Annotated in this window: 25 protein-coding genes; 6 read left to right on the forward strand and 19 right to left on the reverse strand. The window is 68.4% G+C overall.

The genetic code is table 11. The features are described from left to right. Window positions 1-18 precede the first annotated feature (18 nt). On the forward strand, window positions 19-1,143 hold the full coding sequence (locus CFREN_RS11965) for a class II histone deacetylase (RefSeq protein ID WP_209651758.1): 1,125 nt from the start codon (window positions 19-21) through the stop codon (window positions 1,141-1,143). Here the strand turns inward: CFREN_RS11965 and CFREN_RS11970 are convergent. The 9 genes from CFREN_RS11970 to CFREN_RS12010 form a co-directional block, all read right to left on the reverse strand. Next, window positions 1,140-2,054, reverse strand: a complete 915-nt coding sequence (locus CFREN_RS11970) for a helix-turn-helix transcriptional regulator (RefSeq protein ID WP_209651756.1) — start codon at window positions 2,052-2,054, stop codon at window positions 1,140-1,142. The genes CFREN_RS11965 and CFREN_RS11970 overlap by 4 nt on opposite strands. A 15-nt stretch (window positions 2,055-2,069) precedes the next feature. Continuing rightward, window positions 2,070-3,281, reverse strand: a complete 1,212-nt coding sequence (purT, locus tag CFREN_RS11975; RefSeq protein WP_209651753.1) for a formate-dependent phosphoribosylglycinamide formyltransferase — start codon at window positions 3,279-3,281, stop codon at window positions 2,070-2,072. A gap of 50 nt (window positions 3,282-3,331) precedes the next feature. Beyond that, complete coding sequence (locus CFREN_RS11980; RefSeq protein ID WP_209651751.1) at window positions 3,332-4,324, reverse strand: nucleoside hydrolase; 993 nt, start codon at window positions 4,322-4,324, stop codon at window positions 3,332-3,334. Between the two features lie 124 nt (window positions 4,325-4,448). Continuing rightward, on the reverse strand, window positions 4,449-5,294 hold the full coding sequence (locus tag CFREN_RS11985; protein ID WP_209651749.1) for a metal ABC transporter permease: 846 nt from the start codon (window positions 5,292-5,294) through the stop codon (window positions 4,449-4,451). Then, on the reverse strand, window positions 5,287-6,000 hold the full coding sequence (locus CFREN_RS11990; protein ID WP_070523525.1) for a metal ABC transporter ATP-binding protein: 714 nt from the start codon (window positions 5,998-6,000) through the stop codon (window positions 5,287-5,289). The genes CFREN_RS11985 and CFREN_RS11990 overlap by 8 nt, the downstream gene beginning before the upstream one ends. A gap of 51 nt (window positions 6,001-6,051) precedes the next feature. Next, window positions 6,052-7,470, reverse strand: coding sequence for a metal ABC transporter substrate-binding protein (locus tag CFREN_RS11995; protein ID WP_083291700.1), 1,419 nt, complete (start codon window positions 7,468-7,470; stop codon window positions 6,052-6,054). Window positions 7,471-7,521: 51 nt separating this feature from the next. Continuing rightward, complete coding sequence (locus CFREN_RS12000) at window positions 7,522-8,253, reverse strand: ZinT/AdcA family metal-binding protein (protein ID WP_209651746.1); 732 nt, start codon at window positions 8,251-8,253, stop codon at window positions 7,522-7,524. Window positions 8,254-8,554: 301 nt separating this feature from the next. Continuing rightward, window positions 8,555-8,698, reverse strand: a complete 144-nt coding sequence (locus CFREN_RS12005; protein ID WP_168161404.1) for a hypothetical protein — start codon at window positions 8,696-8,698, stop codon at window positions 8,555-8,557. Between the two features lie 107 nt (window positions 8,699-8,805). Further along, entirely contained in the window at window positions 8,806-10,095 is a 1,290-nt protein-coding gene (locus CFREN_RS12010; RefSeq protein ID WP_209651744.1) for an adenylosuccinate synthase, read from the reverse strand. Between the two features lie 51 nt (window positions 10,096-10,146). On the opposite strand from CFREN_RS12010, the gene CFREN_RS12015 reads away from it, so the two are divergent. Beyond that, on the forward strand, window positions 10,147-10,971 hold the full coding sequence (locus tag CFREN_RS12015) for a hypothetical protein (protein ID WP_209651742.1): 825 nt from the start codon (window positions 10,147-10,149) through the stop codon (window positions 10,969-10,971). 315 nt (window positions 10,972-11,286) lie between these two features. Here the strand turns inward: CFREN_RS12015 and CFREN_RS12020 are convergent, their stop codons facing one another. Continuing rightward, window positions 11,287-12,642 (reverse strand): FUSC family protein, encoded by a 1,356-nt coding sequence (locus tag CFREN_RS12020; RefSeq protein ID WP_246580143.1) that lies wholly within the window; start codon window positions 12,640-12,642, stop codon window positions 11,287-11,289. Further along, a complete protein-coding gene (locus CFREN_RS12025; protein ID WP_070523600.1) occupies window positions 12,639-13,049 on the reverse strand; it encodes a DUF3151 domain-containing protein in 411 nt (136 codons plus the stop codon). Before CFREN_RS12025 ends, CFREN_RS12020 begins: the two co-directional genes overlap by 4 nt. 220 nt (window positions 13,050-13,269) lie before the next feature. Here CFREN_RS12025 and CFREN_RS12030 point away from each other — a divergent pair, with 220 nt between their 5' ends. Then, window positions 13,270-13,674 (forward strand): helix-turn-helix domain-containing protein, encoded by a 405-nt coding sequence (locus tag CFREN_RS12030; RefSeq protein ID WP_070523536.1) that lies wholly within the window; start codon window positions 13,270-13,272, stop codon window positions 13,672-13,674. Between the two features lie 48 nt (window positions 13,675-13,722). Beyond that, window positions 13,723-14,736 (forward strand): DUF3039 domain-containing protein, encoded by a 1,014-nt coding sequence (locus CFREN_RS12035; protein ID WP_209651740.1) that lies wholly within the window; start codon window positions 13,723-13,725, stop codon window positions 14,734-14,736. Window positions 14,737-14,745: 9 nt separating this feature from the next. On the opposite strand, the gene CFREN_RS12040 is transcribed toward CFREN_RS12035, so the two are convergent. The 7 genes from CFREN_RS12040 to CFREN_RS12070 all read right to left on the reverse strand — a co-directional run bounded on the left by CFREN_RS12040 (window position 14,746) and on the right by CFREN_RS12070 (window position 21,471). Beyond that, window positions 14,746-15,660, reverse strand: a complete 915-nt coding sequence (locus CFREN_RS12040; RefSeq protein ID WP_070523542.1) for an ornithine cyclodeaminase family protein — start codon at window positions 15,658-15,660, stop codon at window positions 14,746-14,748. Further along, entirely contained in the window at window positions 15,651-16,862 is a 1,212-nt protein-coding gene (locus CFREN_RS12045) for a glycoside hydrolase family 76 protein (protein ID WP_209654483.1), read from the reverse strand. The genes CFREN_RS12040 and CFREN_RS12045 overlap by 10 nt, the downstream gene beginning before the upstream one ends. A 63-nt stretch (window positions 16,863-16,925) precedes the next feature. Continuing rightward, window positions 16,926-17,609: a TrmH family RNA methyltransferase gene (locus CFREN_RS12050; protein ID WP_070523548.1), complete on the reverse strand. Its 684-nt coding sequence runs from the start codon at window positions 17,607-17,609 to the stop codon at window positions 16,926-16,928. Beyond that, entirely contained in the window at window positions 17,606-18,406 is an 801-nt protein-coding gene (locus CFREN_RS12055) for a lysoplasmalogenase (RefSeq protein ID WP_209651738.1), read from the reverse strand. Before CFREN_RS12055 ends, CFREN_RS12050 begins: the two co-directional genes overlap by 4 nt. A gap of 2 nt (window positions 18,407-18,408) precedes the next feature. After that, entirely contained in the window at window positions 18,409-18,963 is a 555-nt protein-coding gene (gene pyrE, locus CFREN_RS12060; RefSeq protein ID WP_209651735.1) for an orotate phosphoribosyltransferase, read from the reverse strand. Beyond that, the gene (locus tag CFREN_RS12065; protein WP_209651733.1) at window positions 18,960-20,618 is read right to left on the reverse strand and encodes a TtfA family protein; all 1,659 of its coding nucleotides are present in this window, start codon (window positions 20,616-20,618) and stop codon (window positions 18,960-18,962) included. The genes pyrE and CFREN_RS12065 overlap by 4 nt, the downstream gene beginning before the upstream one ends. A gap of 25 nt (window positions 20,619-20,643) precedes the next feature. Then, window positions 20,644-21,471, reverse strand: a complete 828-nt coding sequence (locus tag CFREN_RS12070; RefSeq protein ID WP_209651731.1) for a sulfurtransferase — start codon at window positions 21,469-21,471, stop codon at window positions 20,644-20,646. 69 nt (window positions 21,472-21,540) lie between these two features. Here CFREN_RS12070 and CFREN_RS12075 point away from each other — a divergent pair, with 69 nt between their 5' ends. Further along, window positions 21,541-22,350: an SDR family oxidoreductase gene (locus tag CFREN_RS12075; RefSeq protein WP_209651728.1), complete on the forward strand. Its 810-nt coding sequence runs from the start codon at window positions 21,541-21,543 to the stop codon at window positions 22,348-22,350. A 498-nt stretch (window positions 22,351-22,848) separates the two neighbouring features. Here the strand turns inward: CFREN_RS12075 and clpB are convergent, their stop codons facing one another. Continuing rightward, a complete protein-coding gene (clpB, locus tag CFREN_RS12080) occupies window positions 22,849-25,446 on the reverse strand; it encodes an ATP-dependent chaperone ClpB (protein ID WP_035122349.1) in 2,598 nt (865 codons plus the stop codon). A gap of 253 nt (window positions 25,447-25,699) precedes the next feature. On the opposite strand from clpB, the gene CFREN_RS12085 reads away from it, so the two are divergent. Continuing rightward, window positions 25,700-26,980 carry an FAD-binding oxidoreductase gene (locus tag CFREN_RS12085; protein ID WP_209651726.1) on the forward strand — a complete coding sequence of 427 codons (1,281 nt, stop codon included), beginning with the start codon at window positions 25,700-25,702 and terminating at the stop codon, window positions 26,978-26,980. Window positions 26,981-26,983: the final 3 nt, after the last annotated feature.

Here is a 26,983-nt window from a genome sequence, read left to right on the forward strand (position 1 = left end):
CATCGAAGGAGCATCACCATGGCACGAAACGTCGGATACCTCTGGGACGCCCTCTACGGATGGGTCGACACCGGCAGCGGAGGTTTCACGCCCGCGGACCCCGCCGTCGGACTCCAGCCCATCGGCCACCACGTGGCCCACCCGGACACCAAACGCCGCTTCCACGAAGCCGTCCAGGTCTCGCCCCTGCGCACCCACCTCACCACCCTCGAGGCCCGCCCCGCGGAAGAAGCCGACCTGCTCCGCGTGCACGACGCGAAGCACGTCGAATCCATCAAAACCCAGTCGGACAACCCCAAGGGCGGGGATGCCGGCGACGGCGCCACCCCCTTCGGCAAGGGCGGATACGACATCGGGCTCCTCGCCGCCGGCGGCGCCATCGCCGCCACCGAAGCCGTCGTCGACGGCACCGTCGACACCGCCTACGCGCTCATCAACCCGCCCGGACACCACGCGGAACGCGCCCGCGGAATGGGCTTCTGCCTTTTCAACAACGCCTCCGTCGCCGCCGCGTACGCCAAGGAAAAGCTCGGGCTCAACCGGGTCGCGATCGTCGACTGGGACGTCCACCACGGAAACGGCACCCAGGACATCTGGTGGGAAGACCCCTCGGTCCTGACCATCTCCCTGCACCAGAACAAGTGCTACCCGCCCGAGTCCGGCTTCCGCGAAGACAACGGTGAAGGCGCCGGCGAGGGGGCCGCCCTCAACATTCCCCTGCCTCCGGGCAGCGGCAACGCCGTCTACGAACTCGCCATGGCCGACGTCGTGGTCCCCGCACTCCGGGCCTTCGAACCGGAGCTGATCATCGTCGCCAGCGGCTTCGATGCCTCCGTGATGGATCCGCTGGCACGGCAGATGGTGACGCAGAGCGGATTTAAGACGCTGACCGCCCAGATCATGGCCATCGCCGACGAGGTGTGCGGCGGCAAGGTCGTCTTCGTCCAGGAAGGCGGCTACAGCCCGTACTACCTGCCGGTCTGCGGAATCGGCGTCCTGGAGACCCTAACCGGAAAGGACAGCGGCTTCGGGGACCCCTTCGGCGTGCTGTTCTCCACTCAGGGCGTCGACGATCTCTTCGACCACCAGCGCGAGGAAGTCGCGGAGGCGGCCAAGCTCGTCGCGAAGGTCCCGACTCCCTAACGCACCGTTCCCGGGCGGCCGCGAGCGATTTCGCGAAGCGGCGCCCACCCCGGGTGCGGCACATACAACCCCGCGCCCAACGCGATGACCACGGCCTCCAGGCGGCTTTCCGCCCGGAGGCGCCTTCGCATCGAGCTCACGTGAGACTGGATGGTGCGGACGCTCAGATGAAGTCGGCGCGCCGCTTCACCGTCCGACGCACCACAACACAACGTGCTCAGCACCGCCAATTCCTGCCGGGACAAACCCGCCACGGCATCTGCGGCCGCGGGGCGCGCCTCGACCCGCCCGGGTTGGGTAATTCCGACCTCCACCAGGACATCCCCCACCCACCACAGGTGCTCGACGAACGCCAACGGCGAGCGCTGAAACTCCCTGAGGTGCCGCACGAAGTCGTCGTCCGCGAGCAGCTCGTCCTCCAGGCCGGACTCGTCGGACACCGGCCACTGCCGTTCCCCGGGATCCGGCATCAAAGCGATCAACTGCCCCAACAAACCCGACACCGCCAACGCGGCCCGCCGGGGCGCCCCCTCGAAGGCGCGGGGCTCGCGGCTCGAAAAGTGCGCAAGGCCAATCGGCGCCGACGCCGAGAACAACTCCAGCGTCATCCCTTCCGCGTATCCCTCCTCCGAAAGATGATCCCGGAACAGCGGCGACGACGTGAACCCGCTCCGGATCCCCGAGGTCGAAATCGTCGGAGGCAGGGGAGCGTCGTCACTCACATGCTGGGTGAATCCGCCCGACGTCTTCAGGGGGAACATGTGGGCCAGGGCCCATGCGGTGTTCGACGAGTACCCGACGCGGAAAAGCTCTCTCGGACGCCTCCCCCGTTCGACGCGCAGCAACTGCGCTGCGTCGAATGGGATCAACGGCTTGAGCAAGCCGAACGCCGATTGCAGCTCCCCGACCATGAGGGCCCCGCCCCGCTAGTCCACCGACACCGACACCGCCGCGGCCGCGCGCGCCGCGTTCTCCCGGGCGGAATCGACGTCCTCCGCGGTGGACACGACCACGCCCATGCGGCGGCGGTCGTGCGCCTCGGGCTTGCCGAAGATCCGCACGTCGGTCTCGGGAACCGCCAGGGCGTCGGCAAGCCCCGAATACGTCGGGGCGGGACCGTCGCACTTGCCGTACACCACGGCCGACGCGCCCGGAGACGTCAACGTCACGTCGATGGGCAACCCCAGGATCGCCCGCGCGTGGAGGTCGAACTCGGAGCAACGCTGCGTGCCCATCGTCACCAGGCCCGTGTCGTGCGGGCGGGGGCTGACCTCGGAGAACCACACGTCATCGCCGCGGACGAACAACTCCACGCCGAAAATGCCGCGGCCGCCGAGCGCACCCGTGATGCGGGCCGCCACCGACCGGGCGTTGTCCAGTGCGACCTGCGACATCGGCATCGGCTGCCACGACTCGACGTAATCGCCGTCGACCTGACGGTGGCCGATCGGCTCGCAGAACCACGTCGCCGGCTCCCCCGTCGCCGGGTCGATCGAGCGGACGGTGAGCAGCGTGATCTCGTAATCGAAGTCGACGAACCCCTCCACGATGACACGCCCCGACGACACGCGGCCGCCGCTCATCGCGTAATCCCACGCGGCGTCGACGTCGGAGGCGGTGCGAACCGTGGACTGGCCCTTGCCGGACGAACTCATCACCGGCTTGACCACGCACGGCAGCCCGATGTCCTCCACGGCGGCGACGAACTCCTCGCGCGTCGACGCGAACCGGTAGCGCGACGTCGGCAGCCCGACCTCCTCGGCGGCGAGCCGGCGGATGCCCTCGCGGTTCATGGTCAACTGCGCGGCACGGGCGGTGGGGATGACGGTGACGTCGCCGGCTTCCTCCAGCTCCACCAGCGCGTCGGTGGCCAGGGCCTCGATCTCGGGGACGATGAAATGCGGCCGCACCTGCGCCACCAGGGCCTTCACGGCGTCGGCGTCGGTCATGTCCAGCTCGTACCAGAAGTGCGCGACCTGCTGGGCGGGCGCATGGGCGTACCGGTCGGCGGCGTGCACCTCGACGCCGAGGCGCTGGAATGCGATGGCCACCTCCTTGCCCAGCTCGCCGGAACCCAGCAGCAGCACCCGCGTCGCGCCGTCGGTGTACGGGGTGCCGGTGGAAGTGGGGGTCAGCATGGGAACTCCTGTTTCGCGTGGGTCGATTGCCGCGTGGGGGTCGGTTCGCCTCAGTGGTTTCGGTCCTGGATCCATCCTAGGCGCAGCACCCGGTCGAATTCGGCGTGCACGTGGGCCGGGTCGACGTGCTTTACGACGATCGTCTCCCGGCCTTCACCCCCGTCGCCGTCGGTGCGGGCGATGGCGCCGCGGTCGCCGGCGACGGCGCGGAGGGTCATGGTCTCGGTGGTCGTTTCCACGGTCCCGCAGGCGACCATCGCCGCGAAAAGGTCGTGGACCTGGGCGAGGTAGCCGATGCCCTGGCCGCGGTGGAAGCCGAAGTAGAAGCGCAGCGCCTGCGCCACGACGTCGCCGAGCTCACCCGGGATCGCCCAGCGCTCGATGTCCTCCGGCCGGACGATGATCGTCTCGGTGACGTCGAGGGGGCAGAGGGTGAGAGGCGCAGGGGTCAGAGGCGAGGGGCTTGGCGAATCGGAGGCACGATCCCGCTGCGGTGCGAACACCTCGGCCACCGCGTCCGGGTCGACCCAGAAATTCCATTCCGCGGTGGGGGTGGTGTTGCCGGGGTGGTCGACCGCCCCGCCCATGACGGTGACCCGACCGAACTTCGTCGTCAGCTCCGGAAACCGCGCGGCGGTGGTCAGCGGCCCGGTGACGAGCAGGTCGGCGGGACCGGCGTCGAGCGCGATCGTCCAGGCGCCCGGCGCGGCACCGGTGGCGTCGCACGCCTCCACCGCGGCACCGGCCGACGGCGGGCGGGCGAATCCGAGGCCGAACTCGCCGTGGGTTTCCGGGGTGGTGGTCAACGGCACCTTCAGCGGCGCACCGAACCCCGCGGCGACCGGCACGTCGGAACAGCCGCACAGATCGAGGATCCACCGCGAATTGCGGGACGCCTGGCACACGGTGGTATTGTCGGCGGTGGTGGTCACGGCGGCGAGCTCGATCTCACCCGCCCGATGCAGTCCGGCGAGGTAGATCAGGGCGAGCATGTCGTCGATGCCGGTGTCGACGTCGGCGACGAGGCGGCGGATTTCGGTCATGCGCCAACCCTAGCCACCCGCGGCGAACCGGCGCCCGAACAGCGCCCGACCGGTGCCCCGACCGGCCCCGGGCCAGTGCACGACCGGCACCGGACCAACGCCCAGTCCTCTTGCCTCGCGAGAGCTACGTCGCAAGCGCCGGAACGGTGACGGCGGACCGTCGTGAAGCGGGACGGATCTTGCGGAACAACGCCGTCAACCCCATGCCCAACACAGCGGTGACCACGATCGCACCACCCGGGCGGACGTCGACGGAGTAGGAGATGACCAGGCCGGTCATGGTGTACACGACGCTCGCCGCAATCGACAGCCAGAACGACTGGGCGTAGCTGCGCGCGACAATCAACGCCGTCGCCACCGGCAACACCATCAGCGACACCACCAGCAACGCACCGATGACCTTCACCGCCAACGCAACCGTGATCGCGGCCAGGGCGGTGAACACGGCGTTGACCACTCCGACGCGATTGCCGGCCAGACGCGCCAAAATTGGGTCGACGACCATGTCCAGCAAACTGCCGTAACACACCACGCTCGTGGCCACGACCAGCGCGAACACCACGGCGGTGAGCCAAACATCGGCCTCGGTGACCGCCGAAATCGAACCGAAGAGGTACGAGTCGAACGAGCGCCCCGACGGCGCCAAATCCGACAGGATCACCGCCACGCCGAGCCCCGCGCTCAGCGTCACGGCCGTGGCCATGTCGCCGTAGTGCGGAAAACGCTTGCGGATGCCCTCGATGACGAACGCACCGAGCACCGCCACCGCGATCGCGCCGATGACGGGATTGAAGCCGGCGATGAGGCCCAGCGCGACACCCGCCAACGACGTGTGCGACAACGCGTCGCCCATCATCGACGTCCGCCGGTTGACCATCACGATGCCGATCAGCGGAATGGCGATGGCCAACATCAGGCCGACGACGAGGGTGCGGCGCACGAAAGCGAATTCGACGATCAAATCAAACATGGCGCAGCAGCCCTTCCTCCATCACGTACACCGAGTCCACGTTCATGTGCCCGGTCACGGTCTCCAGTTCGTGACTGACCATGACGATGGTCAGCCCGTTCTCGTCCCGCAGGCTCTGCAGCTGCCGGAGGAATCCGGCCAGGCTTTGCTTGTCGACGCCCACCGTGGGCTCATCCAGGACGAGGAGCCCCGGATCGTCGACGAGAGCACGGGCGATGAGGACGCGCTGCTGCAACCCGCCGGACAGCTCGCCGAAGGGCACGCGCGCATACTCGCCCAGGCCCATGTGGTCGAGCAGTTCGTCGGCGCGTTCGTAGTGGCGGCGGCGCGGAATCTTGACGAAACCGAAGTCGCGGGCCAGTCCCTGGACAACGAGCTCCCGGGAGGTGATCGGGAACGAAATCTTGTTGACGACGTTCGTCTGGGGGACGTAGCCGATGCCGCTCAGGCTGCGCCGGTTCGGCGCCCCGGTGCCGGCGAACGTCTCCTCCCCGAACAGCCGGACGTCGCCCGCCGTCGGACGGTTCTGGCCGATCAGGATCTTCAGCAGCGTCGACTTGCCGCAGCCGTTTTCGCCGGTGAAGGCGGCCACCTCGCCCGGCGCGACCGTCAAATCGACGCCGCGCAGGACGGGGAACGCACCGTAGGCGAACTCGACGCCGCGGGCCTCGATGACCGGACCCGCCGACGTTTCGCTAATGCTCATGACAACTTTCCCACACGCTATTTCGGTGATTCATGCACTTTCGGTGGCACGCTATTTCAGTGACTCGTACAGGTTTTCCAGGTTCATCCGCATGAAGTCCACGTAGCCGAGGCCGTCCACGTCGGATTGGCCGACTTCCGACGGATCCACGTACTCCATCGACGCCAACGGCAGGGTGCGGCCGCCGACCTCGTCGGCGATGGTCTTCGCCGACTTCTCCTCCTGGCCGTACTCGTAATAAATGATCTCGATGTCCATCGCGCGGACGGTGCGGATGGTGGTGATCAACGAACGCAGCGACGGCGCATCCGTCGAGGTCAGACCCTGCACCGGGTGCTGCGTCAGCTCGAAGTCGCGCGCCAGGTAGCCGAAGGCGTTGTGGCCGACGACGAAGTCGCGGCGGGAGACGGTCTTGAACCGCTCCCTGTACTCGGCCTCCAACGTGGTGATCGAGCTGACGAACGTGCCCTTCTGACGGCGAATCTCGTACTCGTCGTCGGGACGCAGCTCCACGAGCCGCTCGGCGATGGCGTTGGCGTAGCGTTTCGCATTGATCGGCGACATCCACGAATGCGGATCGAAGGAAATTTCGTCGGTGGCGGAGGATCCGCCCTCGATGACCGGCTGCATGACCAAAGGCTCGCGGTCCTTGTAAAGGTCATAGGACAAAATGTCCTCGCTGACGCGATCGGCCACGAACACCCACTCCCCGTCGTCGGGCACCGTGAACGTCACTTCACCCGACTCGTGCCCCATGCCGATGGAGTAGGCCCGATCCGGCTCGACGTCGATGTTGCGCCGCTGCGACACCGCGTCACCGGTTTCGCCGAGCGCCGCGCGACCCCGTTCCACGAGCTCCTTCTGCGAGGCATCCCCGTCCCTCGGGAAGAACGCCACCCGCATGGAGTCCTCGTGAGTGTGACCGAAGACGATCGAGTACGTCTCCCCCGCCTGCAAGGGGGTCGACGCCATGTACTGGAACTCGCCGAGCGCCGCCGCCCCTTTGTAGGTGATGAGCTCCACGTAATCGGAGAGGTTCAGCACCGGCACATGCGGCACGGCCTCCCTGACCTGCGGCAACCACGGCTCGAGGTTCGCGCCGTTGACCACCAGCAGGTCCGCCCGGGAGAGTTTCTGAATGTCCCGCGGCGTCGGCTCCCACAGATGCGGTTGCCCGCCGACCGTCATGAAACTGCGGACCTCCGCAATGTCCCCGGCGACGTTCGCCACGATGTCGGCGACCGGGAAGAAGGAGCCGTAGATCAGCGGACGCTCGTCGGCGGACTCGTCGGAAAGCGCGGATTCACCGACGCCGGCGGCATCACCGCCCGCGTTCTGCGCCGGAGGGGCGGCGCACGCGGCCAGAAGAATGGCCGCGACGACCCCCGCCACCACGACGAAAAGGCGCCGGGCGGCGGGAACGAGTGCGCCGGAGATTCCGGCGAAGAGCGGTCGAATGGTGCTCGGCATCGTTGAAACCACGTCTCGGGGAGCTGGGGGATCTAGTGGATCTGGGGGGATCTAGTGGTCGTGGTGGACCACGGACTCGACGATCTGGTCCTCGGTTGCGGTCTCCGGATCCACGAACGTCGGGTACCAATCGTCGGACTGGCCCTGCATGGACGGGTCGAGGATCTCCTCGATGCTGCTGCCGTAGCGCATGTGGAAGTGCGCCAGGGCCTCCTCGCCGTGCAGCGGCATCAGGGCGATGTACTCGTGGTCGGCGTCACCCTCGGCCTTGAAGATGAACCAGGTGAACTCGTGCTGGTCGGTCTTGACGTCGAGGGCCTTGTCGAAGGTGTACTTCACGGCCTCCTCGCCCGGATTGTCCAGGTCCATCGCGGACTTCACGAAAGTGATCTCGTCCTCGTCGACGACCAGCGCCTCGAAGTCGGCGCCGCGGCTCTCCTCCAGTTCGGCGAGCATCTCGTCGGTGGTCTCGCCGTGCTCCTCGGCCGCCTCGTCCATGGCCTCCCGGACGAAGTCCTCTCCGAAGTAGGAGTTGAAGCCGCGGAAGGAACCGTTCCAGTCGGACAGTGAAGCCTTCTTGGTGCTCTCGGTCACGCCCTCGCCGTACTCCGAGGCGGTGGCGGCCTCCGAGGCGGTTTCCGATGCCATTGCGCTTGCCGACGACGCGGCCTCCGAGGCGGTCGACGCGGCATCGGGGGTGTCGTCGCCGGAACAAGCGGCCAGGGTCAGCGACGTGGTGACGACCAGGCCCGCGATGACGGCCGAGAACTTCTTGGCGTGCATGTGCGTACTCCTTGTTGAAAATCGAAGCAGAGATCGAACAAAGGCAACGCTAACTCGCTGCATAACGGTTGCCTAGCCTTACCTGCCAACGGGGGTGGCGTGAGGCCCGGCCAGCCACCCGAGTTCGTCCGGCAACCCGGCCCCCCCCTGAACCGCTCCGTCAAACCACCCGAAAACTCGAAAGCCGAGCCCGGCGCACCCTCGACGGGGCACGCGAGACTCGGCCATGGCCGGTTTTCGGGGTTGGACGCCGGCACCTCAGCGCCGTGACGGAACCGGAAAAAGGATGGTCGTCCGGGAGTTACCCCTCGTACTTCTCCGGCAGCTCGCCGCGATATGCGTAATCCGAACCATCCCAGTAGAACGGCACCGGAACGTTGTACTGATCCGCGAACGCCAGAGGATCACCGGATTCCAGGAATGCCTTCGTGTCGTGGACGCCCACCTCGACTTCGTCGGCGCGGAAGAACCCCGATCGGACTCCCCGCCATCGACGGTCGGCCTGGGCGCACCTTCACGCTCTCAACATACCGGGGCGCCGCGACCAGCTGACTAGCTGTCCATCACGTCGTTGATCACGATGGTCTGATCACGGCCCGGGCCGACGCCGACGTAGGAGATGCGGGCACCCGAAAGCTCCTCCAGGCGGTTCAGGTAATCCTTCGCCTTCTCCGGCAGCTCGTCGAACGTGCGGCAACCGGTGATGTCCTCGTCCCACGCCGGCATCGTCTCGTAAATCGGAACGGCATGGTGGAACTCCGACTGCGTCAGCGGCATCTCGTCGTGGCGCACCCCGTCGACGTCGTAAGCCACGCAAATCGGAATCTCGCCGATGCCGGTGAGCACGTCCAACTTGGTCACGAACAGATCCGTGAAACCGTTCACCCGCGCGGCATAACGGGCCAGCACCGAGTCGTACCAGCCGCAGCGGCGCTTGCGGCCCGTGTTGACTCCGACCTCGCCACCGGTGGTCTGCAGGAACTCGCCCCACTTGTCGAACAACTCCGTCGGGAACGGGCCCGCACCCACCCGCGTCGTGTACGCCTTGATGATGCCCAACACGCTGGTGATCTTCGTCGGTCCGATGCCCGAACCCACGCACGCGCCGCCCGCCGTCGGGTTCGACGACGTCACGAACGGGTAGGTGCCATGGTCGACGTCGAGCATGGTCGCCTGGCCGCCCTCCATGAGGACGTGCTTGCCCTCGTCGAGCGCCGTGTTCAGCTCGTACTCCGCGTCGATGATCATCGGGCGCAGCCGATCGGCGTAGCCCATGAAGTACTCGAAAACCTCGTCCGGGTCGATCGCACGCCGGTTGTACAGCTTGACCAGGATCTGATTCTTCTGCGCCAACGCCGACTCGATCTTCTGGCGCAGGATGGACTCGTCGAGAATGTCCTGCACGCGCAGGCCGACGCGACCGACCTTGTCGGAGTAGGTCGGGCCGATGCCGCGACCCGTCGTGCCGATCGCCCGCTTGCCCAGGAACCGCTCCGTGACGCGGTCCAGGGTCTGATGGTACGGGGCGACCATGTGGGCGTTGCCGGAAATGCGCAGACGGGAGGCGTTCGCACCACGGGCCTCGAGGCCGTCGATCTCATCGAACAGCGCCTCGAGATTGACCACGCAACCATTGCCGATGATCGGCAGCGCGTTCTCCGACAGCACGCCGGCGGGCAGCAGCTTCAGCTCGTACTTCTCGCCGCCGACGACGACCGTGTGGCCGGCGTTGTTGCCGCCGTTGGGCTTGACCACGTAATCCACGCGGCCGCCGAGGATGTCGGTCGCCTTGCCCTTGCCCTCGTCGCCCCACTGTGCGCCCACCACGATGATTGCGGCCATGCCATTCACTCCAACAAGTCGGTTGATAAAACCCCCGGCTAGTGTAGTCGCATGCGGATTCTGGTGTTGCGATGCGGTGTCGGCGACATGCCCCTCCTGCCCGGGCGGCGTGACTTGGCGTTCCTCGACGACGTCGCAAAGCAAGTCCTGCCGCACGACGACAATCCCACGCCCGACGAAATCGCCAAAGGCAAGGAAGTCCCCCACCTCGGTGCCCCGCGGCCCGCGCCGCAGCGTCCGAGCGAACCGGTGCGCGTCATCGTCGTCGGGCCCGACGCGTCGCTGGCGGCGGTGGTCACCCACCTGATGCGCCGCAACCTGCTGTGGTTCGAGGTCGCGCACGTGCCCACCGCGCCGTCGCCCGCCGCGACGAACTGGGGCGTCGAAGGTTCCGGCGAGCATGGCCTGTCCATGGAGGAGGCCGAGTCCCGTCCCGTGCGCCCCGTGCCGTTGATCCGCGACGACACCGGCCAGGCGATCGTCGGGTTCGCGCTGCTCACCGAGCCGGGCATCGAGGGCACGTCGTCGCGTGGCGGCCTGCACGGCGAGGTGTGGGTCGACAGCGTCGAGTTGTTCTCCGGCGTCGCGCACGGCGTTCAGGTTCGTCCCCTGCCGGACGCGCCGGGGCTGGTCGCGGCCGAGTTGCCGCCGCCTCCGCAGCGTCGTCGCGGGTTGTTTCGCACGATGCTTTCCGACGACGACGGCCTCACCGACATGGCCGGAAACCCCCGCGCGCTCCATGAACCGGTGACGGGCCGGGCAGTGCAGGCGGGCGGCCCAGGGTTCCGGTACGTCCGTGATGGCGTCGAGGCCAAGAAGCCGCGGGAGAAGACCACCATTTACCGGCATCTGCTCGATTTGCAGCTGGTCCGGTAGACGGCCGGGGCAGCCACCCCACAACCGTGCGACGCAGCACCCTTACCCTCACCCTCCGCCGCAGCGTCCCCCACCCCGCCACCGATGCGCCCGCCGGCGAATACGACAAATGCAGCCTCACGCCAGATGAACGCCGGTAAAAGCCCAGGACGCAAAAACACGAGGCTGCATTTGTCGAGCAACGCCCCCGCGGGGCCCGGATTCGCCGGGGCGGCCGCACCTATCGGGGCGAGATCGGCCCGCCGGCGGGGGCGCGGGGCGCGGATTCGCCGGGGCGGCCGCACCTATCGGGGCGAGATCGGCCCGCCGGCGGGGTCAGTCCCCGTCCTCGTCGAGATCCCACACCTCCGGCGGCATCGCCGGCCGCGGCACCGTCGGCGGCAACGCGGCCACCGCCGACAAACGCGACAGACCGCACACCTGCAGCAAGTCGACCACGAGCGACCGGCACTGCGCGAAAATCACCACCTCCGACAACGACGCATCCTCCACGACCGACGGACGCATCCGGGCCGCGAGAATCCGCAGCTCCCGAATCGCCGCCTCGGGCGTCACCGGCTCCGCATCCTCCTCGCCCGACACCGCCGCGAACGTCGCCGTCTTCGAATCATCATGCGGCAGCTCCCCCCACTCGGGGATCTCGGCGAGAGACGGGGCGTCGTCAAGCAACCTGCGAACCGTATGCGCCGACTGGCTGACCCCCATCACCAGCGCGATCAACTCGTCGGACGCCGTGACGTTGTCCTCCGTCGCCGTCATCGCCCGCCGCGCCAGAACGCGAATGTTGCGCAACGCATTGTCCACCGGATGCACCAGCCGCGCCAACGACCGGAACTGCCGGCGGTGACTCCACAGCAACGGCGACAACTGCACCTGCTCGACGCCATCGGCGACGGTCCGGTCCATCAACGTCACATCCGCCTGCGACGCCCGCGCCACCTGCAAACCCGCGCGGATGCGATCGGCATCACGATCCTCCAGCCCACGGGCGACGTCGTAGAGGACGTCGGCGCCCAAATCCAGCACCGTCGCCACCGTCCGGCGGGCCTCCGACACCGGATTACGCGGAAGCAACGCCATGACCACCACGCCGATGAGACCGCCCACCAGGGCGTCGATCATCCGGTCGTAGGCCAGCGTCGACCCCGGCGGCATGATCGTCGCGATGAGCACCGCCGACGACGCCGCCTGATTGACCACCAACGGCCCGCGGCCGACGAACACGCCGATGATCATCGCCACCAGCACGCCGACCGTCAGCTGCCACACCCCCGGCCCCAACACCGAGAAGATGACGTCGCCCACGCCGACGCCCAACGCCGCGCCGAGCACCAGCTCCAGCGAAAACTTCAGGCGCGGCCCCTCGACCATGACGTTGAGGCCGATGAACGCCGCCATCGGGGCGAAGAACGGATTCTCGTGGCCCAGCACGTCCAGCGCGAACCAGTACGCCAGGCCCGCGGCCAGCGCCGCCTGGATGACCAGCAGCCACCGCGTGCGCAACCGCTCAACGCCATGGAGGAACCGGGTGCGCGGGCGCATGCGGCGGCGCAGCGCCATTGCGGCACGGGACGCCGGGTGCCGCAACGCCTCCAGGTATTCGGTGGCGTCGAGGCCGACGTCGCGCGGGGTGCGGCGGTCGTACCCGCCGTGGTCGTCGCCGGTGATCACAGGTTCGTGGCGGCCACCGCGGACTGGTCGCAATCCTGCAGCAGGGCGAGGCAGCGGTCGTATTCGTCGTCCTCGCCGATGGCGCGGGCGGCCTTCGCCAGCGCCGAAATCGCCCGCAGGACGCCGCGGTTGGGTTCGTGCGACCACGGCACGGGGCCGAAGCCCTTCCAACCGTTGCCGCGCAGCAGGTCGAGGCCGCGGTGGTAGCCGGTGCGGGCGAACGCGTAGGCGGTGACGTCTTCGCCTCGGCCCAGCGCCGCTTCGGCGAGGTCGGCCCAGGCGGCGGAGTCGCGCGGGCAGATGCGGATGACTTCGTCGGCGGGCTTGCCGGCGGCGCGGGCGGCGTCGGCGTCGGCGAAGGCGGGCAGGTGCACCGGGGGCGGCGCCATCATGTCGTTGAGCTTCATGTCGACCACTATGCCAGCGCCGACGGGCCGACGAGGGCGGCGACGATCCGGCTGTGGACGATGCATGCGGCACAGCTGTGGACAACCCGCATCACCAGTTGATGTTTTTCTGCCGATCAGTAAAATCATCTACGTCATTCAAATCATCTGCACGCGGCTCACGGCCCACTTCCTCCACCATCTCCGCATCATTCACCTCATCATTTAAAGAAGGCTTCTCATGCACACCACCGAACTGCGCGCGACTGCGGTCGAGACCACCGAACTCTCCGAGCTGCGAGCGTTCGCGCAAGCACTGCCTCAATCCCAGCTTCGCGTCATTCTGGAAAGCCTGGCTGCGAGTGTCGAAGCTGGCGAAGACCTGGCCCTTCTCGAGCTGAGCTCGGAGTTCACCCCCAATGAGGCGGCGAAACGCCTGAATGTGAGCCGTTCGTTCTTGATCAAGCTCATGGACGCGGGTGAACTCCCCTTCCATCACGTTGGACGCGATCGCCGCATCCTGGCCCGCGACATCGTCGCTTTTCAGAAGCAGCGCGAAAGCGACACTCGCCACTTCGTCGAACAGCGCTCACGACATCGGGATGCTCGCGCAGCAGCCATCAACGAGATGATGGACCTGGTGTAAGGACCAACTCCCGAGGAGCGATCCGCAGCACCCGATACCATCATCTCCATGAGTGTCATGCGCCGCCCACGCCCTACCCTCCGCGTTATCCGAGAGGACCTCACGGAGAGCTGGGAAGACCCGGGGATCCGCAGCCTCGCACCCAACGAACTTAGCCCCCTCGCGGACTTGCCCCATCCATTGCTTCGCTCCATCTCCGACCACTGCGCAGATCTTGATGACGTCAGAGAAGCGGGCAAAGGCTGGATCCGGTCCACCCCTCCAGAGTTCCGTTTGCGCGAGATCCGCATGAGCCAGTACAGGGCTGGCATTTGGGTGGATGATGGTGGGACACCTTGGATTTGCACGACCGGGCTCGCCAAAGGCAACCACGAGGACTACGAAGACTTTTACCGTGTTCGCGAGCGCACCCTCAAAAACGATGGACCAAGAACGCTTCGACCAACCGACGAAGATCGCCTCTTGCTCAAACGGGAGTGGGTTGCCGAGACACTGACCAAGCACGAACTTCGGCTTCAACGCGAGATCACCGCAGCTCTCCACGAGTTGACCGATGACAACGGCGGCGATCGTAGACTCCAGGTCCCCAACCCCCTGCACGAGATCAATCCCGAAAAGCAACCGAACGAAAAGCTATTCGAGATGCAGATTTCCATCGCCTTCGACGAGAAGTTGGGCAGCGTCGAAATCACCGCGAATTTCGTCGGGGACGTGCACTCTCAAGCGGGACGATCACTCAAAGCCCATGCCCTTTTGACCATTGAACGGCACGAAAACCCGAGGGTCACGGTGTACAAGGAGTTCCACGAGTTCATCATCGAGATCGAACCGTGGTTGCGGCATTTGGCGGACTTGGAAGAACTCAATGCGCGTTGCCAGGCGGTAGACACCCTTCCACCGCAGTCCTCACATTTCCTGCACAAGCCGGATATCGCGGACGGAACGGTCAACGGCGGCGCCCGACGCACCCTGTGCGGAATGTTCATCGTTCCGTTGAAGGATCCCGGAGACCTTCCCGTGTGCCCCAAGTGCGCGGAGTGGCACGCCTTGCTCCCTGAGTAGCCGGGGGCGTCAGGTGCGGGCGAGGATTTCCACGGCGACGGCGAGGTCTTCCCAGCTCATGCCGGCGGTCTTGAACACGATGGGCGCATCGGCGGCGGCGAGTTCCCGCGCCAGGCCTTGCTTGACGACGACGTCCCGGAACTCCGTCCAGTCGCCCCGTCGCAGATGGCCTTCTTCGACGGCGAGCAGCACGTCGCCGCATTCGGTTTCGGCGACGTGGCCGTCTTCGACGATGACGCGGGCGCGGCGCATCAATTCGCCGGGGAGCTCGCGCTTCTCGGGATGGTGGGCGCCCATGGCGACGACGACGGCATGGTCGGCGACGTCGGCGTCGTCAAGCACGGGCTCCGACGCCGAGGTGGCGCAGACGATGAAATCCGCGTCCGCCGGGAGTTCCGTGGCCACCGTGTGCGGCACGTCGCAGTCGATGTCGCGCGGGGTGCGGACGACGAAGGTGACGTCGACGCCCTCGCCATCCGGCCCCTCGCCGAACAGCTCCACCGCGCCGAGCGCATGGTGGACGGCCTGGGGGCCGGAGCCGACGATGGCCACCCGCAGCGGCCGGTCGGAGTCGTGCCGCGCCGCCACGATCTCCAGCACGCCGGCGAACGACACCGCCGGGGTGCGCACGTCCGTCAGGGCGGGCCCGTCGATCAGGGCGACGGGGGCCAACGACGGGCCGTCGAAAAGCAGGTACGCGCCTTGGATCCACGGGTCGCCGCCGACCGTGAGCAGCTTGACGCCGGCATGGTCCCGCGACGTCGACGGCATCCACAGCAACTGGCCGCCGGAGGGAACGTCGGCACCGCCGCGCGGAATGTCCGCCGCCGGGTCGAGCCCGTCGAGCAGAGCCTCGCGCAGCACGTAGGCCGCGCGGCCGACGGTCATGGCGGAACGCACCGCATCGGAATCGATTACTCGCATGAGGACCCCTTCCCCGGGTTCGACGAAAATCCGGAGCCTTCGGAATCGAGCTTCCGGCGGGCGTCATCGCCCACGCGGGCGGCGGCCTCCATGAGCATCCACCCCGACAACTGCACCGACAGGTCGCGCTCGCGGATGGCGCCCTCGCGCACCGCGCCGGCCACCGACGCCGCCACCAGGCCACCGGCCTGCGGGAACGTCGCGTCCTTCGTCCAATCCGCCGGGAACAACGGCAGACCATCGACTTCGAGACGGTGCTGCCACGCGCTGTTGGCCGTCGCCAGCACCAGACGGCGGGCGATGCGGGAGGCCGCGCGATCGGTGCGACCATCCGCCGGCAGCCGCACCGCCGCATCCGCCATGTAACGCATGAGAATTCCGTTGAACAGGCCGCCGTCACCGCCACCGCCGCCCTTGATCACGCCCTCCGGCGTCGCCATGTCCTTGGCCACCGAATGGATGAGGGTGTGCAGGCGTGTCAGGTACCGCGTCGACGCATCCCGGTCGCCGCGTTCGCGCAGGGCCAGGGCGACCTCCAGGCACGCGCCGATCATGACGCCCTGGTTGTACGTGTACCGGCCGCGCTCGACCTCGACGCCGCCCATGGACAGACGCTCGCCGTCGAGGATCAGCCCCGAATCGTCGACGAGGTTGTCGAAGACCCAGTCCACCAGCGCACAGGCCTCGTCCAACCGGCCCGCACGCGCGAAGGCGATGGCCGCCGGGCCGTTCGACGGCACGTTGAAGAACACGTCGCCCTCCCGCCACGGCAGCACGCCCGTCGACGGGTCGATGCCCTCCACCAGGGCATGCAGCAGCCGCCGCGTGGTGCCGCGCGCACCCCGACCGAGCTGCCCGGCGCGCCCCAGGGCCAGCACCATCCACGCGCGGTCGTCGTAGTACTTGTTCGACGCCAGCGGCGACAGGTTGCGGAGGCGGATGCCGCGGATCGTCGCCTGCACCGCCTTCGACTTCTCCCGCGACGGCACGCGCAGGGCGGCGTCGATGAGGCAGTCGAGGTAATGCGCCTGCCACCAGTAATGCCAGGTGAAAAACGCCTTGTGCGCCACCGGGGCGGGCCACGACGGCACCGCCAGGTTCGTGCCCGGCAGCCCCCACAGACGGGCCGCATGCCGGTCCCGGATCGCCTGCTCCGCGACATCGGCGCGGTAGGCCCAGTTTTCGGCCTCCGCGGGGGACATTCTGGTCACCACGTGGCACTCCTCTCCGGTCAATTCACGCTCATACTACGTGTCCGCCCGGATTCACCACGCGTCTTCGAGGTGCGCATGCGTTCGAATCCACGCATGCATGACGATCCCCGCCGCGACCCCGGCGTTGATGGACCGCGTCGACCCGAACTGGGCGATGGACACGGTCATGTCGGCGGCCCGCCGCGCCGTGTCGGTCACGCCCGGCCCCTCCTGCCCGAACAGCAGCAGGCATTCGCGCGGCAGCTCGGCGGTCTCCAGCGGCACCGATCCGGGCACGTTGTCGACGGCGATGACGGCCAGGCCTTGGTCGCGGGCCCAGGCGACGACCTCGTCGACGGTGTCGTGGTGGTGCAGGTGCTGGTAGCGGTCGGTGACCATCGCGCCGCGCCGGTTCCAGCGTCGCCTGCCGACGATGTGCACGGCCGCCGCGGCGAAGGCGTTGGCGGTGCGTACGACGGTGCCGATGTTGGAGTCGTTTTCGAAGTTCTCGATGGCCACGTGCAGCGGATGGCGGCGCGCGTCGATGTCGGCGACGATCGCCTCCCTCGTCCAGTAGCGGTAGGCGTCGACGACGTTGCGGCGGTCGCCGTCGTCGAGAAGCTCCGGGTCGTATTTCGGGTCCTCCGGTCGCGGCTGGCCGGGGTGTTCCTCTTCCCATGGGCCGACGCCGACGCGCGGCCGACCCCACTCGGTGGGGCCGGGGGCGGCGTCGGCGGGCGGGTTGTCCGCGGTCACTTCCGACCGAGCTCGAGGATGCCGTCGACGAGCAGCAGCTGGGCGGCGGTGTAGGTGTCCATGACGCCGGCGTCCAGGAGCTTGCCGACGACGCCCTCCTCCCCCACCAGCGCGCGCAGCATGAGCAGCGCGTCGGAGACGAGGAAGAGATTGCCGCCGTGCCCGATGCCGAAGCGCGGGTCGGTCTTGGCCAGATCTCCACCGGGCTCGACGTCGGCGGACAGGCCGTCGACCAGGGTCGAGTCGTCGCCAAGCATGGAGGTGCCGGCGAGCAGGAAACCGTAGCCGGCGGCGGCCGGCAGCAGGTCGGGGCGGGTGAACGCCGCGCCCACCGTCGACGCGGCCCACAGCGGGTAGCGCGTCAGGGCGCGGAAACGGTTGGGGCGGGCGCCGGCGTCGTGGAGCAGCGCGATGTACGCCAGCTGGTTGCCCGTGAACGCTGCGGCGCCCTTGTTCAGGTCGTTCTTGCGCGGCATGAGCACGAGGTCGCCGATCCAGCCGGCGGTCAAGCCGATGAGCAGGCCGGCGGTCACGGCGGGCCGGGTTTCGTGGCGGCGGCGCACCACGGAGGCGGCCAGCAGCGGCATGAGCAGCGTCTTCGACACCTTGCGGGACTTTTCCGCGCCCAGCGCCGAGGACACGACGTTGACGGCCGCGGCACCGACGTAGGCGGCGCGCTCGGGCTCGCGGGTCGCGCGGGACACGGCGGCGACCAGCGCGCCGGCGCCCTCGATGGTGCGGCGGACCGCGGCCTGTTTGAAGGTCTCGGTGCCGGTCTTTCCGGTCGTGGCGGCCATGTCTACTCCAATCCCAGGTCGGTCAGGCCGAGCAGGAAGCGGTATTCCAGCCCCTCGGCGCGGATGACGTCGGCGGCGCCGGTGTCGCGGTCGACGACGGTGGCCACGCCCACGACGTCGGCGCCGGCGTCGCGCAGGGCGGCGACGGCGGTCAGCGGCGAGTTGCCGGTGGTGGTGGTGTCCTCGACGACGAGGACCTTCTTGCCCACGATGTCCGGGCCTTCGATGCGGCGCTGCATGCCGTGCTTCTTGGCTTCCTTGCGCACGACGAACGCGTCGATGGGGCGGCCGGCGGCGTGCATGACGGAGGTGGCCACCGGGTCGGCGCCGAGGGTCAGGCCGCCGACGGAGACGTAGTCCCAGTCGGCGGTGAGTTCGCGCAGCAACTCGCCGATGAGGCCGGAGGCCTTGTGATGCAGCGTCGCGCGGCGCAGGTCGACGTAGTAGTCGGCTTCCTTGCCCGACGACAGCGTCACGCGGCCGTGGACGACGGCCAGCTCCTTGACCAGTTCGGCGAGTTCCGCGAGTTTCGTTGCGTCTACCTGGGGGTTGTTCATGACCGGTCGTCCTTTTCTGCTTCTGTTTCTGCTTCGGCTGCCGCGTCCGCGTCTGGTGCGGTGGCCCCGTCGGTGGTCGTGTCGGTTGCCGTTTCGGTTTCGTCTTCCGCGTCGGCGGTCGCGTCGCCGAAGATCCCCGCGGGGCCGGAGTCCGGGCGGATGATGCGCCCGCCGGTGACGGTGGCCCGGCTGTGCTCCGGGTCCTCGCCCAGGGCGGGCAGGTCGGCGCCGGATTCCCCGAGGTCCCGGAAGTCACCGTCGCCCATTCGCTTGCCGACGGATCGCGTGGGCGTTTCCAGCGGGTGGTCCGAGGCGGTCGGAGGCGTCCAGGCGGGTGCTTCCTCGGCGGGTTCGGCGACCGCCGTGGCCGGGGTCGGGGTCGTCGCGGCCGAGGGGTCTGGCAGGGGGCGCAGGTGCCCCGGGGCCGCGGTGTCGGCGCCGGCTGCGCGGGCGACGTCGTCGGCCGTCGGGCGGGTGGGGTCCCGGTGGGCGGCATCGAGTTCGCCGATGGATCCCGGCGACGGGGGCAACCGGCGGGCGATGTCGCCGAATCCGGCCAACGGCGTCAGCGCCGCGTCCCATTCGCCGGGGCCGGAGCCGTCGGCGAACGCGGCGATGGCCCATTCGCCCTCCGCCCATACGGCGGTGATGGACTCCGGGATGTCGCGCAGCACGCGGTGCGCGCGGGAGTCGAAGATGCGGTGGATGACCTCGGGGTCGGTGGCGGAGACGGTCACGTCGTCCTCCACCCCGACTTCGGGCAGGTCGGTGCGGCCGTCGCGGGAGAATTCCATGATCTCGTCGGAGGGCACCGGGCGGCGCAGCGCCAGCAACGTCACCCCGCCGATGTCGCACAGGTGCATCTCGCGGCCGTGGGCGAAACCGCTGACCACGTCGCGGGCGTCGCCCTCGGGCACGCGGCTCCACCACGACGCGATTTCAGTGTCGATCTTGCTGAAGTCTGCATTGCGGTCCAGCGCCCACGCCTTGCGCGCCCGGCGCGCCGCCAGCCCGCCCAGCGGACCGAGGTGCCGGAGATCGGCCCGGGTGGGAAACCTCGGCACGAACGACGGGCGCAAACGACGGCGGGGTGCGGCGGCGGGCTCGTCGCCGAGATCCAGGGGCTCATCGTCGGGGTCGGTGGACTCGGCCACGTCAGACTCAGCCCCGGACGCCTCTTCGGGAGCGGTCTCCGGCTCCGCCTCTACCGCGGTCTCCGGCTCGATGTCCGTGTCACGCTCGAGCTCAGGCGCAGCCGCAGTCTCGGGCTCGGGCCCCGACTCAGCCTCGTCCTCGGTCTCTGTGTCAGCCTCGATCGCGGTCTCGGGGTCGGGTTCGATCTCCGCTTCGCGCTCGACTTCGGACTCAACTCCGGCCTCCGTCACGCTCGCGGTTTCGGGCTCGGCCTCAATTTCCGTTTCGACTTCCGCCTCGACCGCGGCTCCGGGCTCATCGACCGGCCCAGACCGGGGCTGCTGCCTGCCGTCCGTTTCCGGCGTCTCCTCCATCTCCCCCGACCCGGAGGCCGTCTCCGCGGGCACCGACGAGACGTCGTCACGCGACGACGCGCCGGACCTGCGGCGCGAATCCAGGACGAACAACGCCGCCCCCGCGCACAGCAGCGCAATCCCGAGGAGAATGAAGAGATAAGTCATCGTGGGAACAGTCTATGCCGCTCCCTCACAGGCGGACGATGGGCCGCGCCGGATCACCCGCCCACTTCGACCAACCGCCGACGAACAACGACGCACCCGGCAAACCCGCATGGTGCATCGCCTGAACGAACAACGACGCGTGCAGACCCGAACCGGAGTACACGGCGACTTGCTCACCCGACGTCACGCCGATCTCGCCGAGCAACGCGCGGATCTCCTCCGCAGGCAGGAACTCGCCGTCCTTCTGCAGCGCACGGGCCGGAAGGTTCACCGCGCCCGGGATGTGGCCGGCCTGCAGATCCAGCCGCTCGGCGCGGCCCTGGAAACGCGCCGGCTCACGGGAATCGACGAGGATGCCCTTGTCCGGCCACGCGGCGACCTCGTCGACGTCGACGACCGGCAGGTTTCCCTCGGTGACGGTCATGTCGCCCGGCTGGGGCAGATTGCCCGGACCGCCGGCGGTGGCGAAACCCTCGGCCTCCCACGCCCGCAGACCCCCGCCGAGCACCTTGACGTCCTTGATGCCGGCCCACGTCAGAATCCACCAACCGCGCGACGCCAGCAGACCATCGCCCTTGTCGTAGAGGACCACCTCGTGGTCGTCGGTCAGGCCCCACCGGTCGACGGCGTCCTGGACCCGCGCCAGCTCCGGCAGCGGGTTGCGGCCATTGGCCCGGTCCGGGATGCCGACCAGGTCATACGTCGGATCGCAGAACAGCGCCAGGGGAATGTGCGCCATGGTGTAGTGGTCGTAGGCCGACCGGTCGCGCGACCATCGGACGTCGATGACCGCGGTGCGGCGGCCGGATTGGATGCGACCGTGGAGATCCCGTGCGGAGATGCAGGTGCTCATACCGGAGAGCCTAGAGGCGAACCGCCGAATCCGCCGCGCCGCAAGCGCACGGGCCGCTAACCTGGCGTCATGAACCACACGAAGCGCACCGCATTCATCTCGGGCGCGGCCCAGGGCATCGGCCGGCGCACCGCGGAGATCCTCCTCGACCGCGGCTGGACCGTGGGCGTGTACGACATCTCCGACGACGTCGCCTGGGCCGAGGGCCGACCGGGGGCGGTGACCGGGCACCTGGACGTCCGCGACGCCGACGAGTGGCGCGAGGCGCTGCGGTCCTTCGCGGAGGCCGCGGGCGGCGGCATCGACGTGCTCGTCAACAACGCCGGCATCCTCTACGGTGGCGCGTTCGAGGACGCGGACACCGACGTCGACGAGCGCATCATCGACGTCAACGTCAAGGGCGTGGCCTACGGCGCGAAGCTCGGCCTGCCGTACCTGAAGGAGTCCCGGGGCCAGCTAATCAACCTGGCGTCGGCCGCGGCGATCTACGGCACCCCGGACATGGCGACGTACTCGGCGTCGAAGTTCGCGGTGCGCGGCCTGACGGAGGCCCTGGATTACGAGTGGCGCCCCCACGGCATCCGCGTCGCCGCACTGTGGCCGCTGTTCGTGGACACCGGGATGCTGGACGGGGTGGCCACCACCGGCACGTCGCGCCTGGGCATCCGCCTCACCGCCGATGACGTGGCCAAGGCGGTCGTCGACTGCATCGACGCCGGGTACCGCGACGGCGAACGCCACACCCCCAAGCCCGCCAAGATCCACTACCCGGTCGGCCTGCAGGCGAAGCTGCTGTTCGCCGGGTCGTTCATGTCGCCGCCGTTCCTCACCCGCTTCGTCAACGGCAAGCTGACCACGAAGCGCAAGATCGGCTTCTAACCGCGGTCGGCCCCGGTCAGCGCTGCCGACCCCGGCCGATTACGGTCGGCTGGGCCGTGCCATGCGGCGACGCTTTACGACGGACCCCACCCGTCAAGCACCCGCCTGCGACAAGGGGCCGACGATCTCGCGGACGTGCTCGATCGCCCCGGCGAGGAACCCCTTGGCGAAACCGGGGTCGGTCAAGATGGAAATGATGATGTCGAGCATCCAAACGTCCTTTCATCGCGTGGTCGACCACGAGAAGTAGCACGTGAAACGGATGAATCCGGGGAACCACGGCCGTCCGTTCGAACGTGGCGGTGTTTCCGGACCGGTTGACGTTCACGGTGGAGAAGCAGGGGCGACGAAACGACGGGGCATGAGAAAGCGGGCCGGGTGCCTCCACCCGGCCCGCTTTCGCGTGCACTTCCAACATGCACTTCCAATCAGGTTCCCGGCTGCTCAGCCGGGCGGCGGGCCGTCGTCAAGCAACGCACCCGCCGGCAGCCGCGCCAGCTACTCCGCGGTGCGGGGCTCACCGCTTTCGTCGTAGCCCACGATGCGCAGGCCCGGCTCGTCGGCACCCGCGTCCTCGGCCACGGTCACCGCAACACGATCACCGTCACGGACGTCACCGGCGAGCAGACGCTTGGCCAGCTCGTCCCCGATGGCCTTCTGCACCAGGCGACGCAGCGGACGGGCACCGTAGGCCGGGTCGTAGCCACGCTCGGCCAGCCAATCCAACGCCGCATCGTCGACGTCGAGCACCAGACGACGCGCCGCCAGCCGGGCCGCCAACTGCGCGACCTGAATGTCCACGATGCCGCGCAGCTGCTCCTTCGACAGGGCATCGAAGATCACCACGTCATCGAGACGGTTGATGAACTCCGGCTTGAACGCCGCCTTCACCGCCGCCATCACCTCGTCGCGGCTGCCGCCGGCGCCCAGGTTCGACGTCAGGATCAGGATGGTGTTGCGGAAGTCCACCGTCCGGCCCTGCCCATCGGTCAAACGCCCCTCGTCCAGGACCTGCAGCAGCACGTCGAAGACATCCGGATGCGCCTTCTCCACCTCGTCGAACAGCACGACGGTGTACGGACGACGACGCACCGCCTCGGTCAGCTGACCACCGGCATCGTGACCGACGTACCCCGGAGGGGCACCGATCAGACGCGCGACGGAATGCTTCTCGCCGTACTCCGACATGTCGATGCGCACCATCGCACGCTCATCGTCGAACAGGAACTCCGCCAGCGCCTTCGCCAGCTCCGTCTTGCCGACGCCCGTCGGGCCCAGGAACAGGAAGGAACCCGTCGGACGATCCGGATCCGCCACGCCCGCCCGGGAACGGCGCACCGCATCGGAGACGGCCACCACGGCCTCCTCCTGACCGACGACCCGCTCGCCCAGGACCTTCTCCATGGACAGCAGCTTCTCGGTCTCGCCCTGCATCATCTTGCCGGCCGGAATGCCCGTCCAGGCGCTGACGACGTCGGCGACCTCCTGCGGCGACACCTCCTCGTTGAGCATCGACTCGCCCTGCGACTCCTCGACCGCGGTCTCGGCCTCGGCGAGCTTCTTCTCCAACTCCGGGATGCGGCCGTAACGAAGCTCCGCGACGCGACCGTAATCACCTTCGCGCTCAGCCTTCTCCGACTCCGTGCGCAGCGCGTCCAACTCCTCGCGGACCACGCGGACATCGTCGATCGACGACTTCTCGTTCTGCCAACGCGTCTTCAACTGCGTCAGCTTCTCGCGCTCGTCGGCGAGCTCCTCGCGCAGCTTCGCCAGACGCTCGGCGGAGGCGACGTCGGTCTCCTTCTCCAACGCCATCTCCTCGATCTCCAGGCGACGCACGATGCGCTCGGCCGAGTCGATCTCCTCCGGAGAAGAGTCGATCTCCATGCGCAGACGCGACGCGGCCTCGTCGACCAGGTCGATGGCCTTGTCCGGCAGGAACCGCGACGTGATGTAGCGGTCCGACAACGTGGCGGCGGCGACCAGCGCGGAGTCAGTGATGCGCACGCCGTGGTGCACCTCGTACCGCTCCTTCAGGCCACGCAGGATGCCGATGGTGTCCTCCACCGACGGCTCGCCGACGAAGACCTGCTGGAAACGACGCTCCAGCGCCGCGTCCTTCTCGATGTACTTCCGGTACTCGTCCAAGGTCGTCGCACCGACCAGACGCAGCTCGCCGCGGGCCAGCATCGGCTTGATCATGTTGCCCGCGTCCATCGAACCGTCGCCGGTCGCGCCGGCGCCGACGATGGTGTGGATCTCGTCGATGAAGGTGACGATCTGCCCGTCGGACTCCTTGATCTCGTCGAGCACCGCCTTCAGGCGTTCCTCGAACTCGCCGCGGTACTTCGCGCCGGCGACCATCGAACCCAGGTCGAGGCTCATCAGGGTCTTGCCCTTCAGCGACTCCGGCACGTCGCCCGCGACGATGCGGCGGGCCAGGCCCTCCACGATCGCCGTCTTGCCGACGCCCGGCTCACCGATGAGCACCGGGTTGTTCTTCGTGCGGCGCGACAGCACCTGCACCACGCGGCGGATTTCCTGATCACGGCCGATGACCGGATCGATCTTGCCCTCCCGGGCGCGGGCCGTCAGGTCCGTCGCGTACTTCTCCAGCGCCTGGTACTGACCTTCCGGGTCCTCGGTGGTCACCTTCCGGTTGCCGCGCACCGACGTCAGCGCGCCCTTGAGCGCCTCCGGCGTCGCACCGGCGTCCTGCAGCGACTTCGCGACGTCGGACTGGCCGGTGGCGATGCCGATGAGCAGAATCTCGGTCGACACGTATTCGTCGCCAAGCTCACCCGCAAGCTCCTCGGCCGCGGTGAGCGCATTGAGCGCATCGCGGTTGAACTGCGGGTTCGCCATGTTGGAGCCCTGCGCGCTCGGATAACCGGACACGATCTCGCGGGCACGGGTCAGCGCGCCGGTCGGCTCCACGCCGGCGGCGGTGAGCAGCGGCGCGGCGATGCCGTCCTCCTGCTCCAACAGCGCCACCAGCAGGTGCGCCGGGCGGATGTCGGGGTTGCCCGCAGCGGACGCGGACTTCAGCGCCGCCTGCAGGGCCTCGTTCGTCTTGGTGGTCGGGGTGAACGACATGGTCCTCGTCCTTTCGTGGGATGTTCGTACATGAGTCGATCGCGCTCAACCCTGTTCCGGGATTGCCACGATCCTAGCCATTCATGCCGTATAACGCGCCCAGACTTGAGCGTGTTCCACTCAAGTCTGCGAAACTCGGTGATTTACATCACACGACAGCGTCGAATCGGGCAGTCGTCCGGCAATCAACCGACCTCTTCCACCCCCCCCACCCTCTTCTCCGCCCCAGGTTCGCGTGCCACACTGGTCGACCATGGAACGAACCCGCCGCCTCATGCGCGCCGCCGCCGCGTTCGGGCGGCAAGCGCCGACCATCGGCCCCGAAGCCTTCCGGCGTCTGCTCGACGCCGAACCGCGCTTCCGCCACATGTTCGGCGGCTCGAAGACGGCGCTGCGGGACCAGTTCATGTCCGCCCTGTCCACGGCCCTCGTCACCCGCGCCGACGTCGGCCGTTTCCCCGCCGCAACCATCCGACGCCTGGAGCAGCTGGCCCGCGAGAACAGGAAGTTCGGCGTCGCCCCGCGCGACTACGCCACGTTGGCCGAGCATCTGCTCGACGTTTTCGGCGAGCGCCTACCCGCCGGCCCCGACTCCGGCGCGCAGGTAGACGCATTGCGCGAGATCCTCGACGAGGCCATGTCCCTCATCGCCGCCGCCGCAGTGGAGGCCGACCGCACCGACGGCCCCGCCACGTACGTCGGCCGGGTTCTCGAGGTGCAGCGCCGCACGCGCGACATCGCCATCATTCGCGTCCACTGCCCCGAGCCGATCCCGTTCACCGTCGGCCAGCACATTCCCATCCGCTCCCCGTTGGCGCCCGGCATTTGGCGCGACTACTCCCCGGCCGTGCCGCCGAATCCGGAGGGGCTGCTGGAGTTTCACGTCCGCATCGTCGACGGCGGCAAACAGTCGCGGCCGCTCGTCGTCGCGTCGCGCCCCGGCGACGAGTGGGTTTTCGGAACCCCGCGCGGCGACCTCGGCCGGGTCCTGGACGAGTACCGCGGTCCGCTTGACGACGACCCGCCACAGGGCCGTCACCACCTTCCCGAACCCGAACGCCGCGAATTGCTCATGATCGCCGGCGGCACCGGCCTCGCCCCGCTGCGCGCCATGATCATGGAATCCGCCGACTTCCCCTCGCCGCCGCCGATCCACCTCATCTACGGCGCGCGCACGCCGGGCGAACTGTACGACCTGCGGACGGTGTGGGAACTGGCGCGCAACCTTCCGAACCTGACGGTGACCACCGCCGTCGAAAAGCGAAACGACGCGCCGCTGACCGACCCCGGCCCGTTCAGCTTCCACCCGAACGCCCCCCTGCCCAGGTTGGGGGTGGCCGCCGACGTCGCCGCACGCATGCACCGCGGGGGCGAACTGGCCGGAAAAACCGTGCTCATCGCCGGTCGCGGCGAGATGATCAAGGCGACGCGTCAGCGCCTGGTCGCGGCGGGTGCGGATCCCCGGTTCATCCACCATGATCCCGTGGCCGAAACCACCGTCGCCCGGGAAGCGGGTTTTCCCGTCCTTGACTAGGCT

The organism is Corynebacterium freneyi (assembly GCF_030408835.1).
Lineage (GTDB): Bacteria > Actinomycetota > Actinomycetes > Mycobacteriales > Mycobacteriaceae > Corynebacterium > Corynebacterium freneyi.